13 protein-coding genes are annotated in these 16,131 nt (G+C 69.9%); 7 read left to right on the top strand and 6 right to left on the bottom strand.

What is annotated here, in order from left to right; translation table 11 throughout:
* Positions 1–70 precede the first annotated feature (70 nt).
* The 7 genes from ACFZA2_RS02835 to ACFZA2_RS02805 are packed head-to-tail and all read left to right on the top strand — an operon-like array spanning position 71 to position 8,841.
* Positions 71–1,984, top strand: a complete 1,914-nt coding sequence (locus ACFZA2_RS02835; protein ID WP_391400319.1) for a rhamnan synthesis F family protein — start codon at positions 71–73, stop codon at positions 1,982–1,984.
* Positions 1,981–3,909 (top strand): rhamnan synthesis F family protein, encoded by a 1,929-nt coding sequence (locus ACFZA2_RS02830; RefSeq protein WP_391400316.1) that lies wholly within the window; start codon positions 1,981–1,983, stop codon positions 3,907–3,909. The genes ACFZA2_RS02835 and ACFZA2_RS02830 overlap by 4 nt, the downstream gene beginning before the upstream one ends.
* A gap of 22 nt (positions 3,910–3,931) precedes the next feature.
* Positions 3,932–4,849 carry an ABC transporter permease gene (locus ACFZA2_RS02825; RefSeq protein WP_391400313.1) on the top strand — a complete coding sequence of 306 codons (918 nt, stop codon included), beginning with the start codon at positions 3,932–3,934 and terminating at the stop codon, positions 4,847–4,849.
* Positions 4,849–6,057 carry an ABC transporter ATP-binding protein gene (locus tag ACFZA2_RS02820; RefSeq protein WP_391400310.1) on the top strand — a complete coding sequence of 403 codons (1,209 nt, stop codon included), beginning with the start codon at positions 4,849–4,851 and terminating at the stop codon, positions 6,055–6,057. Before ACFZA2_RS02825 ends, ACFZA2_RS02820 begins: the two co-directional genes overlap by 1 nt.
* Before the next feature lie 57 nt (positions 6,058–6,114).
* Positions 6,115–6,738 (top strand): acyltransferase, encoded by a 624-nt coding sequence (locus tag ACFZA2_RS02815; RefSeq protein ID WP_391400307.1) that lies wholly within the window; start codon positions 6,115–6,117, stop codon positions 6,736–6,738.
* Entirely contained in the window at positions 6,731–7,828 is a 1,098-nt protein-coding gene (locus tag ACFZA2_RS02810) for a DegT/DnrJ/EryC1/StrS family aminotransferase (protein ID WP_391400304.1), read from the top strand. Before ACFZA2_RS02815 ends, ACFZA2_RS02810 begins: the two co-directional genes overlap by 8 nt.
* Complete coding sequence (locus ACFZA2_RS02805; protein WP_391400301.1) at positions 7,825–8,841, top strand: Gfo/Idh/MocA family oxidoreductase; 1,017 nt, start codon at positions 7,825–7,827, stop codon at positions 8,839–8,841. The genes ACFZA2_RS02810 and ACFZA2_RS02805 overlap by 4 nt, the downstream gene beginning before the upstream one ends.
* A 64-nt stretch (positions 8,842–8,905) precedes the next feature.
* Here the strand turns inward: ACFZA2_RS02805 and ACFZA2_RS02800 are convergent, their stop codons facing one another.
* The 6 genes from ACFZA2_RS02800 to ACFZA2_RS02775 form a co-directional block, all read right to left on the bottom strand.
* Positions 8,906–9,853 (bottom strand): glycosyltransferase family 2 protein, encoded by a 948-nt coding sequence (locus tag ACFZA2_RS02800; protein WP_391400298.1) that lies wholly within the window; start codon positions 9,851–9,853, stop codon positions 8,906–8,908.
* A 7-nt stretch (positions 9,854–9,860) separates the two neighbouring features.
* Entirely contained in the window at positions 9,861–10,301 is a 441-nt protein-coding gene (locus ACFZA2_RS02795) for a GtrA family protein (protein WP_391400295.1), read from the bottom strand.
* Positions 10,302–10,410: 109 nt separating this feature from the next.
* The gene (locus ACFZA2_RS02790; protein ID WP_391400292.1) at positions 10,411–12,615 is read right to left on the bottom strand and encodes a glycosyltransferase; all 2,205 of its coding nucleotides are present in this window, start codon (positions 12,613–12,615) and stop codon (positions 10,411–10,413) included.
* A 139-nt stretch (positions 12,616–12,754) separates the two neighbouring features.
* Positions 12,755–13,732, bottom strand: coding sequence for a glycosyltransferase family 2 protein (locus tag ACFZA2_RS02785; protein ID WP_391400289.1), 978 nt, complete (start codon positions 13,730–13,732; stop codon positions 12,755–12,757).
* Positions 13,733–13,763: 31 nt separating this feature from the next.
* Positions 13,764–15,002 carry a hypothetical protein gene (locus ACFZA2_RS02780; protein WP_391400287.1) on the bottom strand — a complete coding sequence of 413 codons (1,239 nt, stop codon included), beginning with the start codon at positions 15,000–15,002 and terminating at the stop codon, positions 13,764–13,766.
* Complete coding sequence (locus ACFZA2_RS02775) at positions 14,995–16,128, bottom strand: glycosyltransferase family 4 protein (protein ID WP_391400284.1); 1,134 nt, start codon at positions 16,126–16,128, stop codon at positions 14,995–14,997. The genes ACFZA2_RS02780 and ACFZA2_RS02775 overlap by 8 nt, the downstream gene beginning before the upstream one ends.
* Between the last annotated feature and the right edge of the window lie 3 nt (positions 16,129–16,131).

The raw sequence follows: 16,131 nt of genomic DNA, 5'->3' as shown, positions 1-16,131 counted from the left end.
TGCGGTCGAGGTCCCTGCCGCATCCGAAGTACCGGTGGATGCAGCTGAGGGACCGAAAGGTGTGCGTCTGGTGGTCTTCCCCTCGGATGGGCGTCGGCTCGTCGTCTACGTCGTGTACGACCGACGCGGTGGTGTCGATCAATACGTGGTCCACGCTCTCGAGGGTCTGCGCGATCACGCGGCGCACGTCCTCGTCGTGGTCAATGGCTCTCTGACGACGGGAGGGCGACGGCGTCTGGAGCCGGTGTCCGACGAAATTCTCGTGCGCGAGAACGTCGGATTCGACATCTGGGCGCACAAAGAGGCTCTCGATCACGTGGGATCGGGTCTGCGCGACTTCGACGAGGTCGTGCTCACGAACGACACCTGGTTCGGTCCCGTTCGTCCCTACGGGCCCGTCTTCGACCGGATGGATGCCCTCGACGTCGACTTCTGGGGCATGACGGACCACGCGCGCGAAGAACCGAACCCCTTCACCGGGAAGGGTGTGCTGCCCTACCACCTGCAGTCCTTCTGGATCGCCGTGCGCCGGGAGATGCTTCTCTCGGACCGGTGGGCGCAGTACTGGCGCGATCTGCCGCCGATGCCGTCGTACTTCGACGCCGTCCTCAAGCACGAGACCCTTTTCACCGAGACCTTCGTTCAGGCGGGGTTCACCTCGGCCGTCGCCTTCGCGTCCGGCGATTACCCGACGGATCACCCGGCGCTGTTCAATCCGACACTTCTCCTGGACGACGGCTGCCCGCTGGTCAAGCGTCGGCCGTTTTTCCATTGGCCGGTCTTCCTCGACCGGCACGCCGTCATCGGCCGCACGCTCATGGAGAGCATCGAGGGCTACGGATATCCGAGCGCCCTCATCCTCGACAACCTCGCGCGCACCGTTCCCGCGAAGGTGATCAACACGAATCTCGCGATGCTCGAGGTGCTGCCCCGCACGGTCGTCACGGCATCCGAAGACCCTTCCGCGCTGCGAGTGCTGGTGGTCCTGCACGCCACCGGGATAGCGGCGTCCGCTCCTCTCGTCGAGCGCCTGTCGTGGTTTCCTGCGCCGGTCGACGTCATCGTGACGACGTCGGATGCGGCGCTGGTCCCCGCTCTGGAAGAGCTGGTGGGCGCCACCGGGCACGACGCGCGCGTGCGCGTCATGCCCTCCGATGAGGGGCGCGACATGAGCGCGTTCCTCATCGGATGCCGTGAGGAGCTGCTCCAGGGCGGGTACGACGTCTTCGTGAAGCTCCACGATCGGCTCCCCGTGCGTCGGGGTCGCACCATCGCGGAGTATTTCCGTCGCTACACGCGCGACAACCTCCTCGGCAGCCGCGCCTACATCGCGAACATGCTCGCGCTCTTCGTGCGCGAGCCGGGTCTCGGCGTCGTCATGCCGCCTGTGATCGAGACGGGATACGCCACGACCGGAGAGGGCTGGTCCTGGTACCGAGGGATGGGACACGACATGGCCGAGCGCCTCGGCATCCGTGTGCCCCTCGACGGGGTGACGCCGCTCTCGCCGCTCGGGGGGATGTGGGCGGGGCGTCCGGCTGCCCTGCGGCCCCTCCTCGACGAGGAGTTCGCCTACCACGACTTCCGCGACCGCTCTCGCGAGCGCGTTCCCGATCTGCAGCGACTGCTCGAACGGTTGATCTCCGCCGCCGCCGGCGAGGACGGTTACCACGTGCGGACGGTCCTCGACCCGGAACACGCGAGCCTGACGCATCTTGCGGTCGAGTACAAGATCGACCAGCTCGCGGTGAACCTCCCCGGCTATCCGGTCGAGCAGATCCAGTTCCTGCATCGAGCCGGCTGGATGGGCATCGCCGGCGCCGTCGCCTTCTTCCGCATGCACATGAAGACGAACCACAACGACGTCGTCGAGCGTCTCGATCCGGTCATGCGCCCGTTCGGGCGGGGCGCGCGTGCGCTCCTGCGCACGGCGCGGGCCGGCGCGGCGGCAGGTCGTCGGCTGGCGAGAGGGGGCCGCGCGTGAGCGGTTCGCGAGTCTCACCCCCGGCGGCGTTCCCCGATGGGGGCCGCCGGCTGGTCATCTACACGATCTACGACCGACGCGGCGGCATCGACGATTACGTCGTGCACGCGCTCGAGGGTCTGCGTCCCCACAGCGCGCGCATCGTCGCGGTGGTCAACGGCGACCTCACCCCGTCCGGCCGCGCGCGCCTCGAGCCCGTCGTGGACGAGGTGATCGTGCGCGAGAACAGCGGCTTCGACATCGGTGCCCAGCGACATGCGCTGCGTCACCTGAGCGAGGAGCTGTCGCAGTACGACGAGATCGTGCTCACCAACGACACGTGGTTCGGTCCGGTGCGTCCTTTCGGACCCGTCTTCGAGCGGATGAATGCGCGTGCCGTGCACTTCTGGGGGATGACGGACCACGCCGAGGAGGACCACAACCCGGTCACCGGCAAGGGCACATTGCCGTACCACCTGCAGTCCTACTGGCTCGCGGTCCGCCGGGAGATGTTCACGTCCGATCGCTGGGAGCGCTACTGGCGCGAGATGCCCGCTTTGGACTCGTACACCGATGCGGTGGTGCAGCACGAGATCGTGTTCGCCGCAGCGTTCGGCGACGCCGGGTACGTCGCCGACGTCGCGTTCACCTCCGACGACTACGGGTGCGTCAACGCCTCGCTCTTCGCCCCCCGGGCGCTGATCGACGACGGGTGCCCCGTGCTCAAGCGTCGTCCGTTCTTCCACTGGCCGCCCTTCCTCGACCGCTACGCGGTCATCGGGAGGTGGGCCCTGGATGCCGCCGCCGAGGGCGGCTACCCGATCGAGAAGGCGCTGTCCAACCTCGCGCGCAACGTGCCACCCAAGGTGCTGAACGCCGACGCGGGTCTCATGGACGTCATCGGCGCGGACCACCCGCCCTACGATCCCTCCCGCCCGATGCGGGTCGTCGTGATCGCGCACATCTTCTACGACGAGATGACCGCCGAGATGGTCGAGCGGGCCGACACGCTCCCGATGCCCTACGACCTCGTGGTCACGACGCCCGACGCCGAGCGCGCCGAGCGAATCCGCGCGCGTATCGCCACGCTCCCGGGGGACCGCGACTCGGTCGACGTCCGGGTCGTGGAATCCAACGACGGTCGCGATCAGAGCGCTTTCCTGATCGGCTGCCGCGACGTGCTGACCTCCGGTCGGTACGACCTGGTGGTCAAGCTCCACAGCAAGAAGACGCCCCAGGACGGCTACAACGTCGGTACGCACTTCCGCGAGCAGCAGTTTCTGAATCTCCTCCACGACGACGAGCACACGTCGCGCGTGGTGGCGTTGTTCCAGCGCGAACCCGGGCTCGGACTCGCCTACCCGCCCATGATCCACATCGGGTATCCGACGCTCGGACGGGCGTGGTGGGCCAACAAGCCCGGATTCGAGCTACTCGCCGGCGAGCTCGGCATCCGCGTCCCCCTCGACGACGTCTCTCCGTTGGCGCCCTACGGGTCGATGTTCTTCGCGCGCCCCGAGGCTCTCGGCATCCTCGTCGAGCATTCTTGGCGCTATTCGGACTTCGGCGGCGCGGAGGCGTACCAGGACGGCGGCCTCGCGCATATTCTTGAGCGCATGCCGTCGTATGCGGCAGGCGAGGCCGGCTTCCACACCCGGACGATCGTCGCACCCGACTACGCGGCGGTCAGCTTCACGGCGCTCGATTACAAGCTCGACGAAATGTCGGCGACAACGCCGGGATACGCCTTCGAGAAGATCGACAGGCTGCGCGCGATGGGCTTCGTCGGAAAGGGTTCCGGAAAAGATTTCCTCCGGATGTACATGCGCCTCAATCACATGGGCACGGTGCACCGGCTGCGACGGCTGATGGATCCCCAGCGCCGACCGGGGCGATGGATCCACCGGGTCGCCGATGGAGTGGGAAGACGATGGAAGAAGCGATGACACGACGGCGGGAAGGACAGCGATGAGCACGGAGACCGAGGCGAGGTTCGCTCGCATCGCCGACGCGCCGTACGCGGTCGTCGACGCGAGAGGCCGCCGTGCCACGGGTCGGCTGGGCAAGGTGGGCGAGATACTCGCCCGACGCGATCTGCTCAATCTGCTGGTGCGCCGCGACCTGCAGGCGCGCTACCGCGACAGCTTCCTGGGATTCCTGTGGACCGTGATCCGGCCCCTGATCCAGTTCCTGATGTATTTCATCGTGCTCGGTCAGTTCCTCCGTGCCGCGGAGGGGATCGACAATTTCGCGGTCTACCTGTTCTCGGGATTGACGCTCTACGTCTTCTTCAATGACATGGTCTTCGGGGCGACCGGGTCGATTCTCCAGAACGGTGGCCTGGTCAAGAAGATCTACCTGCCGCGCGAGATCTTTCCGCTCGCGAGCATCGGTGGCGCGGGATTCATGTTCCTCGTTCAGCTGGGCGTCCTCGTCGTGGCGGCGCTGCTGTTCCGCGCGCTCCCGGAGCCGGCGGAGATGCTGTGGTTCTTCCCGTCGGTGATCCTGATCACCGTCTACGGCCTGGCGATCGGGCTGCTGCTGTCGGCGCTCAACGTCTACCTGCGCGACATCCAGTACCTCACGGAGGTCGTACTCATGCTGGCCATGTGGGGCGCTCCCATCGTGTACTCGTGGCGCATGGTGCAGGACGTGATCACGCGCTTCCAGTTGCCCGAGTGGGTTCTCGAGGTGTACGCCGCGAACCCCCTCACGATCGCCGTCCTCGGTTTCCACCGCGCCTTCTGGGGCGCGGGCACGCTCGAGGACTACCCCGCCAATCTCGGGCTGCGCATGCTCATCGCCGGTCTCGTCGGCCTCGTCCTGCTCGTGATCTCGCACCGCGTCTTCACCCGTATGCAGGGCAATTTCGCTCAGGAGCTGTGATGTCGAACACCGCCACCGCCGCACCGGACATCGTGCGCCTGTCCTCCGTCTCGAAGCACTTCCGGGTGCGCAAGGACAACAGTCTGAAAGACCGCGTCGTGCACTTCGGCCGTCTCGGCAAGACCCACCGCCGCGACTTCGTCGCGGTGGACGACGTGACTCTGACCATCCAGGCCGGGACGACCGTGGGTCTGCTCGGGGCCAACGGTTCCGGCAAGAGCACGCTGCTCAAGCTCATCGGCGGCATCCTCTCGCCGTCGGAGGGGACCGTCGAGACCCGCGGGCGGATGGCCGCCCTCCTCGAGCTCGGGGCGGGCTTCCACCCCGACCTGAGCGGTCGCGAGAACGTGTACCTCAACGCCTCGATCCTCGGCATGACGCGCGAGGAGATCGACCGCGAATTCGACAACATCGTGGAGTTCAGCGGGATCGGTGACTTCATCGACACAGCGGTGAAGTTCTACTCCTCCGGCATGTACGTGCGCTTGGCGTTCGCGGTCGCCATTCACACCGACCCGGACGTGCTGCTCGTCGACGAGGTCCTCGCCGTGGGCGACGAGACCTTCCAGCGCAAATGCATGGACCGCATCGCGGAGTTCCGCGCCCAGGGGCGCACCATCATCCTCGTGACGCACTCCGCGCAGCAGGTCGCGGAACTCTGCGACCGGGGCATCGTCCTCAAGGACGGAGCCGTCGTCTTCGACGGCGAGACCCGCGCCGCCATCGGAGCCCTGCGCGACGTGCTCGAGGGTCGCCGGGTGGGTGAAGCTCCGCCCGAACAGACGGTGCACCCGATCCAGGTGAAGCGCGTCGAACTGCTCGCCGACGACGGTTCGCCCACGAAGGTCGTGAACGAGGGCGATCCCCTGACGATCCGCGTCCACGTGGACTCCATGAAGTCGATCGAGCGATGGGAGCTCGGCTTCAGCATCGACACGCCTCTCGGGCACATGGTGCTCGCGTCGAACACCGAGATGCTCGAGCACCGTCTGGATCCCATCGAGGGTCCGGTCGCCGTCGATCTGCGGGTCGCCGCGGTGAATCTCGGTGCCGGTCAGTACTACGTCAACGCCAACGCCGCCGGGGTGAGCGAGCCGAGCAGCCACGGCCTGGCGCAGGGAGCGCTCTTCACCGTCAAGACGCGAGACGACGTGACCGTGGGCACGGTGGCGGCGAGCGTCGCCTTCGTCGGAGCGTCCTCGGTCTGACTCACCCTCCGGGTGGCGCCCTGATGGCGGCACCCCGTCCCGATAAACTGGTCCGCCGTGCACCACACCACAGATCCGTCCGCGCAGACGTCCCCCCGCATCGATCCATCCGCTGATGTGACGGGTGCCGTCATCGGTGACGGCACCTCCGTCTGGCACCTGGCACAGGTGCGCGAGGGCGCCGTCGTCGGCACCGGTTGCGTCATCGGACGCGGCGTGTACATCGGATCGGGCGTCCAGGTGGGCGACAACTGCAAGATCCAAAACCACGCACTGGTCTACGAGCCGGCACGGCTGGAGCGGGGTGTCTTCGTCGGCCCGGCCGTCGTGTTCACGAACGACACCCATCCTCGCGCGGTGAACCCCGACGGATCGCCCAAGTCGGCGTCCGATTGGACACCGGTCGGAGTGACCGTTCGCGAAGGAGCGTCCATCGGGGCGCACGCGACCTGCGTGGCCCCGGTCGTCGTCGGCCGGTGGGCCACCGTCGCTGCCGGAGCGGTCGTCACGAAAGACGTCCCCGACTTCGCGCTGGTCGCGGGGGTGCCGGCGAAGCGCATCGGCTGGGTCGGACCTGCCGGCGTGCCGCTGGCGCAGCACGACGGGGTGTGGACCTGCCCGCGCACCGGCGCACGCTTCGTCGAGCTCGACGGCGCACTCAAGGAGGAAACACGTGCCTGATCTCATCCCCGCAGCGAAGCCGCTCATCGGCGACGACGAGCGAGCCGCGGTCGATCGCGTTCTCCGCAGCGGCATGATCGCCCAGGGGCCCGAAGTCGCCGCATTCGAGCGCGAGTTCGCCGACCACTTCGTCGACGGTCGCGAGACGGTGGCCGTCAACTCGGGGACCTCGGGCCTGCACCTCGGGCTGTTGGCTTGCGGTATCGGCCCCGGCGACGAGGTCATCGTGCCGTCCTTCACCTTCGCGGCGACGGGCAACTCCGTGGCGCTCACGGGGGCGACCCCGGTGTTCGCCGACATCGATCCCGTCACTTACACGCTCGACGTCGCGAGCGTGGAGGCGGCCATCACCCCGAAGACGCGGGCGATCATGCCCGTGCACCTCTACGGTCACCCCGCCGACATGGTCGCGCTCTCCGCGCTGGCGGAGCGACACGGCATCGCGCTCTTCGAAGATGCCGCGCAGGCTCACGGGGCGAAGATCGACGGCCGCCCCGTCGGCACCTTCGGTTCCTTCACGATGTTCTCGCTCTACCCGACGAAGAACATGACCAGCGGCGAGGGGGGCATGGTCACCGCCGGATCCCCCGAGATTGCACGCATGCTCCGTCTGCTGCGCAACCAGGGGATGGAGCGCCAGTACGAGAACGAGATCGTCGGCTTCAACGCGCGCATGACCGATCTGCACGCCGCGATCGGACGGGTGCAGCTGACCAAGGTCGACGCCTGGACCTCCCGACGTCGGCAGAACGCGGCGTTCCTGGACTCCCACCTGTCCGGCGTCACGACCCCCGCGGTCGCGGAGGGCGTTCACCACGTCTATCACCAGTACACCATCCGGGTGCGAGACGATCGTGACGGATTCGTTCGTGCCCTCCGCGAGGAGCACCAGGTCGGCAGCGGGGTCTACTACCCGATCCCGAACCATCGTCTGCCCTCGCTGGCGCGCTTCGCGCCGGGGCTGGATCTCCCGCAGACCGAGATCGCCGCGCGCGAGGTCGTGTCGCTCCCGGTGCACCCCTCGCTGAGCGACGACGACCTCGGACGCATCGTCGCGGCCGTCACCGCCGTCGCGGGAGCGGGAGCATGAGCGCGGTCCTGCGTGCGGGTCTGCTCGGCCTCGGCATGATGGGGCGTCACCACGCAAGGCTCCTGCGCGAGATCGAGGGCGTCGAACTCGTCGCCGTCGCCGACCCGGCGGGAGATCCGCACGGTGTCGCGGGAGGCCTGGAGGTGCTGCCCGACGTCTCACGGTTGGCATCCGCCGGTCTCGACATCGCCGTGGTCGCGGTGCCGACGCGCTTCCACGCGGAGGCGGCGGCCGCCCTCGCGCAGTCCGACGTGCACGTGCTGGTCGAGAAGCCGATCGCCGACAGCTCCGAGGACGGGCAGGCGCTGGCCGATCTCTTCGAGTCGCGGGGTCTCGTCGGCGCCGTCGGGCACGTCGAGCGGTTCAACCCCGCTCTCCAGCAGCTCCGCGCGCGCCTGGCAGAGGGCGAGATCGGCGACGTCTACCAGATCGCAACGCGGCGGCAGAGCACGTTCCCGGCACGCATCGGCGACGTCGGGGTCGCGAAAGACCTGGCGACTCACGACATCGACCTCACGGCCTGGGTCGCGCAGTCGGGGTACGCCGCAGTGTCCGCGCAGACCGCCTTCCAAAGCGGTCGCTCGTTCGAGGACATGATCGCGATCTCGGGTCGGCTGACCGACGGAGCCGTCGTCAACCACCTCATCAACTGGCTGAGCCCGATGAAGGAGCGCGTCACGGTCGTGACCGGTGAACGGGGTACGTTCATCGCCGACACCGCCACGGCCGACCTGACCCTGCACCGCAACGGCACGGCCGCGCTCGAGTGGGAATCGGTCTCGACGTTCCGGGGGGTCTCGGAGGGCGACGTCACCCGCTTCGCCTTCCCCAAGCGCGAGCCTTTGCGCGCGGAACTCGAGGCGTTCCGCGACGCGGTCAACGGCGAGAGCACCGCCTTGTCGACCATGCGCGAGGCCGTTCACGTGCTGCGCGTCGTCGAGGCGTCGCTCGAGTCGGCATCCGACGACGGGCGCCTGGTGCGCCCCACGGAGCCGGTCGCGGCATCCCTCTGATCCCGACGCGAGAATGCCCCGATGCTACGTCGAGTATCGGGGCATTCCGCCGTTCGAGACGGCGTCAGCGCGCGGTGAAGGGCGGGTGTTCGGGCGTCGACGGCGTCGCCTGGATGTCGAGTTGCAGGGCGCTGATGAGCAGTTGGGTTCCCAACATGAGGGGGAGCGCCGCCAGCATCACGGTGGCGGCCGTGGCGATCACCGAGCCGAGGATCTGGAAGAACAACCAGATCGTCACGATGAGACCGAACCCGAGGAACAGCAGTCCGAGGAACAGCAGCAGGGCGATCGGCGAGAACGACCACAGCACGTAGCGGTACCAGATGCGGTGCCAGAAGCCGACGGTCAGTCGGTGCATCAGCTCGGGGATGACCTTGCTCAGCTTGATGCTCGAGACCTCGTCGCCGTAGACGGCGGGGATCGGCACGTCGACGGCCGAGACCTGCAGGATGTTGAGGTGGATCAGAAGGTCGTTCTCGAAGCTGTAGCGTTTGGCCACGCGCTCCAGCGGTACCCGCCGCAGCGCCTCCGAACGGATGGCGGTGTACCCGTTCTGGGGATCGAAGAGGTTCCAGTACCCGGACGACAGCTTCGTGATGAACGACAGGGCGATGTTGCCGAAGACGCGGTAGCCCGGCATCCCAGTGAATGATTCGGGGGAGTAGAAGCGGTTCGCCTTCGCGAAGCCGTAGCCGTCCTCGACCACACGATCCAGTAGCGCGGGCAGATAGGCGGGGTCCATCTGGGCGTCGCCCGCCATGATGACGTTGACATCGCTGCCCAATTCGAGCGCCGTGCGGTGGCCGGTGATGATCGCTCCGCCGACGCCCTGGTTCACCTCGTGGCGGATCAGGGTGACGCGCCCGTCGTCCGCTCGGTTCACGGCGCCGCTGGTGTCGTCGGGGCTGCAGTCGTCGACGATGACGATGTGGTCGACGAAGTCCGGCATGGTCTCGATGACGCGCGCGATCATCTTCTCTTCTTTGTACGCGGGGACGACCGCGGCGATCATGGCGCCTTTATACATGCGTAGGAGAACCTTTCGGACGGGCGAAGACCCAGTAGCGGTACGCGAAGTAGTTGCCCACGGTGGTGACCGCGACGGCGACGACCTTGCCGAAGGCCCAGGACCAGCCCGCCTCGTCGGCGACAGCGACGATGCCGGTGGTCAGGGCCGTATTGGCGATGACGAGCAGGGCGTACCGGACGACGCTGGGTGCGACGGAATCCGTCGCGCGGAATGCGAACAAGCGCTGCAAGGTGTACGTCACGACGAAGCTCGCGAGGAATGCGGTGGGCGTCGCCACCGGGAGCGGGACGCCGGCGATGTCGTACAGCAGCCAGAGCAGGCCGAAGTCGAAGGCGAAGGACAGCCCGCCCATGACGAGGTACCGCACGAGACTCGACGACCAGAGCCGGGAGAACCATCCGCCACGTCGCGAGGGGGTCTCCGAAGGCATGGGTTCCATTGTGCCAGCCGCGACGCGCCGCCCGAGACGGCATGGGGTCGTGTCGGTCCCGTCCACCCTCGCGGAACGTCGACCGTGTGCACGCCCGCCGGCCGGCCCGTCAGCGGCGCCGCAGCGCCGCGTCGAGCAGCGTCCGTGCGCGAGCGTCGAAGGAGTGATCGGCTCGGATGCGCGCCGAGACGGCATCCGCCCGGGCACGATCGGGAAAGACGGCGTCGAGGTCACCGGAGAGCAGGTCGATGAGTTCGGGCACGGTGTCCCACGTGTGTACGACCCCGTCGAAGAGCTCGTCGATCCCCTCGACGCGGTCGCTGATCGCGCGGCCGCCGGCGGCGACGACGTCGAACAGGCGGTTGCCGATGAACCCGCGTTCCTGCATGGCGGGCCAATGGTCGTTCAACACCACGCCCGCGCTCTCGTAGAGGGCCGGGAGGTCGTCGTTGCGCACCCCGGTGGCGGCGATGCGCTCGGCGGGGATCCATCCGCGCCAGTCGGGGCCGATCACCGTCACGGGCACCCCCGCGCGGATCGGCTCGACGACGGAGGGACGAAGGATGCCGCGCGCCGTCCCGACGAAGAGGATGTCACGGCCGCGCGCGCGCCCCGCGGGGAGGAAGCGGGTCGCGTCCGTGCACTGCAGCAGGGGGGTGATCGCGACGCCGAGCGCGCGGCCGGTCGAGCGCGCCCACGGAGCCGACGCGGCGAAGACCTCGTCGAAGCCGGCCACGTCGGCCGCCCCAATCTCGTCGGGATGGCTGATGACCCACAGCAGGGAGGTCCCGACATCGGAGGCTTCGAGCGGTTCGGGTCCGCGCAGGGCCACCGTGACGTCGTCGAGGTGGCGTGTGGGGCGCTCGCGGGCGGGGTAGGCATCGATGACGACCTCCTGTCCCAGGCGCCGGAGGGCCGCCGCGAGGGCGCGGGCGAAGTGCGTGTCGCCCCACCCCTCGGCGCGCGGGCCGACGGGGGCGGCCGTGCGCAGCGCCCACCGCAAGACGGGGACGCGCTCGCCGTCGGGCAGGTCCACCTCGCGCTGCGGGCGACGCACCCGCGGCAAGGGGCCCGTGGCCACACGCTCCCAGCCCGCCCGGCTCAGCAGATCGTCGCCGCCGGAGAGGGTCGGGGGGAGGTCCGCCGGCGCGGCGATCGACCGCGTGCGGGTTTCGATGTCGAGCGCGACGACGGCCGGCCCGTCGAGGTGTGCGGCCGCATCGGCTCCGCGGAGGGCAGCGGTGACGCGAGAGCGCCGCGCGGCGAACGTCGTCCCCGCCAGCGCCGGTACCTCCAGATGGGTCGCGGAACCGAAGGCGCCGAGGTCTTCGATCGGGTGCCCCGCGAGGAAACGGCCGTCCGCTCCCGCGCCGACCGCGGCGATCGTGCCGTCGCCGTCCCTCCACACGGGACCGACCACCGCATCGGCGGGCAGCGTCTCGATGCGTTCGGCGAGGCGTGCGGCGTCGGTCGCGGTGAGGGTCTGATTGGGTCCGCGCACGACGACGATCTCGGCGCGCGAGCTCACCAGCAGCTCGTCGAGGGCGGCGCTCGCGTCGTCGTGACGTCGTCGGGCGACGCGCACGCGCGGATGCCCCGCCGCGAGCACGGAGGCGAGCATCCAGTCTTCGACGCGGTCGTCGAGCACGGCGATCGCGACGCCCTGATCGGCGGCGTCCGCGAAGGCCACCGCCTCGGCGAAGGACTCGTCGAAGTCCCATTCCTCGGGGCCGATCGCGACGATCAACTCGCGATCGACGGGCTCCGCCGACGGCGCCGGGCCGACCTCGCCGCCCACTCGGGCGCGACGGGCGGCCTCGACGATCACGCGCGACAAGTCGGGCCAGGATGCCGCAGCGGGCTCGGATCGCGGACCGAGGGGGAGCGAGTGCGTCTCGCGGTGGCGCCAGGCGTGGCCGAGAGGTCCGCCGGGAGCCTCCCACGCCTCGGGATGAGCGGTGCCGTAGGCCACGGCATCCCACAGCGGGCTCACCTGCAGGCCGCGCGGATCGGCGACGAGGTAGGCGTAGAGCGCGGGCACGCGCCATGCCTCGGGCAGGTGGTCACCGACCGCCGTGTCGACGAAGAGCGGCGACAGGCGCAGGCCCTCGCGGAAGCCGCCGTCGACGTACCGTCGGACGGCCGCGGCCTCGCTGAGCGGTCGCCCGACCTGGGCGCGCACGTATTCGAGGTCGACGACCCCGGCGCGGCGAATGACCCGCGCCCACCACAGCCGGTCGGCGCGGGCGACGAGCGGGCGGAGCAGCGGCAAGTCGCGCGCGGCGCGCACGCGCGAGCGGAGGGCGGTCAGCACTCTTCGAGTCTAGGCAGGGCGTCAGGCCCTCCCGAGCGAGACGCGGGCCCGCCGGCCCGCCCGGGCGAGAGTTGGGCCACCCGGCCCGTGCGGACGGGGGACGGGACGGCGGGCCCGCCTGGGCGACACCCGGATGCCGTCACCGCGGCGAGACGGGGCGATCGGCCCAGTATCGGTCGCCGCGCATGCGCATTGATTTGCGCAGGCCGATCGTGCGGTCGACCGCGTCGAGCGGCAGGACCGCGGTGGGCGCGGCGGCGCCGCGGCGCCAGCCCTCCCACCGACCGCGGAGCGAGAGGACGTCTCGTCGCAGCACGAGGCGCGCGGCGCTGACGACCAGCTCGACGGCCAGCGCGCGCAGCGCCCAGCGCGAACGGAGCACGCCGTACTTGCGCAGCAGGTAGCCGCGTGCGAAGCCCGACAGACGACGCTGGCGAGCCGACTCCCGGCCCGCGCTGGCCCCGCCGAGGTGCGTGCCGAGGGGGCCCTCGATCGCGACGCACTCCCACGCCGCCGCGCGCAGCCGGAACGCGAGATCGAGTTCTTCGCCGTACATGAAGATGTGGGTGTCGAACAGGCCGACCTCGTCGAGGGCGGCACGGACGTAGACGGCGACGGCTCCGTACGGCCCGAGAACGGGGGGATCGACGGGGTCCGCCGCCGCCGGCTCCGCCCCGTGGAAGCGCACGAAACCCGCTCCCGTGACGTCGGCGACGATGCCGTAGGAATCGACGCTGCCGTCGGGGGCCAACAGGAGAGTCGCTCCGCTACCGACGCGACGCGACTCCGCGTCGGCGGTCATCGCCGCGAGCACACGCTCCACGGCATCCGGCTCGAGGACGACGTCGCTGTTGACCAGCATGACCAGTCGCGCCGAACCGGCCGCCAGACCCACGTTGCACGCGCGGGCGAAGCCGAGGTTGCGGTCGTTGCGGATGAGGGTGACCTCGGGGAACTCGGCGGCGACGCGGTCGGCGGTGTCGTCGGGGGAGTGGTCGTCGACGACGATGATCCGCGCCGCGACGCTCTGCCGGGTGGCCGCGAGCAGGCACGAGCGCACGAAATCCCACCCGCCGTACACGGGGATGACGATGTCGATGTCGGGTGCGTCGGTCATGCGAGACCTGCCCTTCGAGCTGTCGGTGAGATCACGGGGTGGGTGCCTCGGCGGCGACGAGGTCGACCTGGCGGCGCGTGCGCCCGACCAGGATGAGCGTGGAGATCGCCTCGGTCACGGCCAGCCCGGCGGCCACCCCTACGGGGCCGAGGAGCAGGCCCGCGCCGATCATGAGGGGGATGCCGACGACGGTGGCCGTCACGGTGGCCCGCATCACGGCATGCTGCTCACCCGCGGGGAAGAGCACGTGCCGCGTCATCGAGGTGCGCAGGGAGAACAGGGCGAAGGCGACGCCGAGCGCCAGGCAGACCAGGAAAGGCGCCGCCGCCGGCTCGCCGAACATGAGCGCGCTGACCGGGGGACCGGCGAAGCCGAGCACGAGCATCCCGAGCACGCCGAAGCCGCCGTGCATCAGCAGCGCCAGTCGCAGCCGCGACCGCCGCGCGGGCCCCGTGACCTCGGCCGACCACGACTGCAGGGCGTTGGCCAGGGTGAGCGGGAGGAACTGCCCGAGCTTGGCCATCTTGTCGGCCGAGGCGAAGCCGGAGGCGGCCGTCCCGACCGACAGCACGTTCACGAGCGGCGTGGGCACGGCGGAGTACGCCCCCAGGGCGGCATCGTTCAGCGCCACCGGCGCGCCGACCCGGAAGAGGCCCGGGATCTCGCGGACGGGCGGCCACGCCGACGGATACCGGCGCAGCAGGCGCAGCGAGAACAGCGTCGTCCCGACCACCGTGACCGCGATGCCGGCCATCGGGTAGACCTCGACGGGAGCGCCGTTGACGATCGCGAGCATCGACCCCACGGCTACCACGAGCCGCGGGATTGCGTCGTAGAAGAGGATCGACCGCGGGTCGCCCACGCCCACCGAGAACCATGTGAACGACAGGGCGATCATCGCGCCCTGCAGCCCCATGAGGGCGGCGAGCAGCCCGTACCCGGGACTCGCGACGAGGGCGCAGACCACGACGAGGGCGGGCAGGGCGATGATCGAGGTCGCCAACCGCACGACGAGCGCATCGCGGTAGAGGCGACCGCGACGCACGTCGTCGGCCGCGATCGACACGAGGGCCGGTCCCACCGTCGTCCACCCGTAGGCCACGGCGATGGCGGCGAACGTCCCGATCGACTCACCCGCGATCGCGCTGGACCAGCCGTCGGGCGCCGCGCGGGAGACGGCCGGCAGCACCACGAGGGGCGACACCGCCGCGACCGCCGGGATCAGCGTGAAGCCGAACAGTCGCGAGCGCAGGGACGCCGGTTCAGCCACGGCTGTTCCCCCGCGCCGCCGTGCGACGGAACACGACCGAGAGGGCGACGGCCGCAGCCGACCAGCTGAAGCGGCCCGCCCACTCCCGCCCGCCCGTGCGCAGCGCCGCGCGCGTCTCGTCGTCGAGGGACAGCACCGCGAGGATCGCCCGGGCGAACACGGCGGGATCCGTCGCGTCGGCGTAGCGCGCCCACTTCCCGCCGACTTCGCGCAGCACCGCGGTGTCGTGGGCCACCACGGGTACTCCCGCGCCGAGCGCGTCGACGACGGGCAGGCCGAAGCCCTCGGTGAGCGAGGGGCACGCGTAGACGTCGGCCACCTGGTACAGCGCCCGCAGCTGGTCGTCGCCGACCCATCCGGGCAGGATCACGTCGTCGGCGAGTCCGAGCTTCTCCACCGTCGGGCGCAGCGGGTCGTCAGCGCCTCCGCCCGCGATCACCGTGAGAGGACGCCGATCGGCGGGGATCCGCGCCACAGCGGCCAGCAGACCCGCGAAGTTCTTGTGCGGCATCCGGTTGCCCGTCGACAGCAGGAGCGGTCTTCCCTGATGGATGCCGAGGGGTGCCAGCAGACGCCAGGGGTCGTCGACGCGGGTGATGTCGCTCCCGCCGTTGTGCACGACCGTGATGCGCTCGCGCGCGACGCCGAGATGACGGGAGATCGCGCTCGCCGCCGTGGAGGAGACGGTGACGACCTCCCGCGCGGTCTGCGCGGTGCGGGTCATGAGCCAGGCCGTCACGGCGCGCGTGATCCGCTCGAGACCGGCGCCGGGCACCTCGTGGTAAATGACGTCATGCACCGACACCACGCGGGGGACGGCGCCGGCGGTCAGGGGACCGAAGTTCGCGGGGCTCCACACGAGGTCGGCATCCGTCGCTTTCGCCGCCCGCTCCACCGCGACGATCTCACCCGCGGCCCACGAGGCACGTCCGTCGCCGACCCACTCGACGACGCGCACCTCGCCCGGGAAGAACGCCCGCACCCCGGCGGCGCCGGACGCTCCGGTCAGGGCGACGAAGTCGGCATCCGGCATCTCTTCGGCCAGGCGCGGCAGCAGCTCGCGCACGTACGTCTCGGTGCCGCCGCGACCGCCGGTGTAGCCGAGCAGATCGACGAGGATCCGCACGGC

This window comes from Microbacterium sp. NPDC007973, from assembly GCF_042958465.1.
Classification (GTDB): domain Bacteria; phylum Actinomycetota; class Actinomycetes; order Actinomycetales; family Microbacteriaceae; genus Microbacterium; species Microbacterium galbum.
This window is presented reverse-complemented; position numbering and strand designations above follow the sequence as displayed.

What these genes read in the sequence shown, in the direction of transcription:
- ACFZA2_RS02785 (WP_391400289.1), bottom strand. Translation starts at nt 13,732, where the DNA reads ATGACCGACGCACCCGACATCGACATCGTCATCCCCGTGTACGGCGGG.
- ACFZA2_RS02795 (WP_391400295.1), bottom strand. Translation starts at nt 10,301, where the DNA reads ATGCCTTCGGAGACCCCCTCGCGACGTGGCGGATGGTTCTCCCGGCTC.
- ACFZA2_RS02820 (WP_391400310.1), top strand. Translation starts at nt 4,849, where the DNA reads ATGTCGAACACCGCCACCGCCGCACCGGACATCGTGCGCCTGTCCTCC.
- ACFZA2_RS02825 (WP_391400313.1), top strand. Translation starts at nt 3,932, where the DNA reads ATGAGCACGGAGACCGAGGCGAGGTTCGCTCGCATCGCCGACGCGCCG.
- ACFZA2_RS02800 (WP_391400298.1), bottom strand. Translation starts at nt 9,853, where the DNA reads ATGATCGCCGCGGTCGTCCCCGCGTACAAAGAAGAGAAGATGATCGCG.
- ACFZA2_RS02805 (WP_391400301.1), top strand. Translation starts at nt 7,825, where the DNA reads ATGAGCGCGGTCCTGCGTGCGGGTCTGCTCGGCCTCGGCATGATGGGG.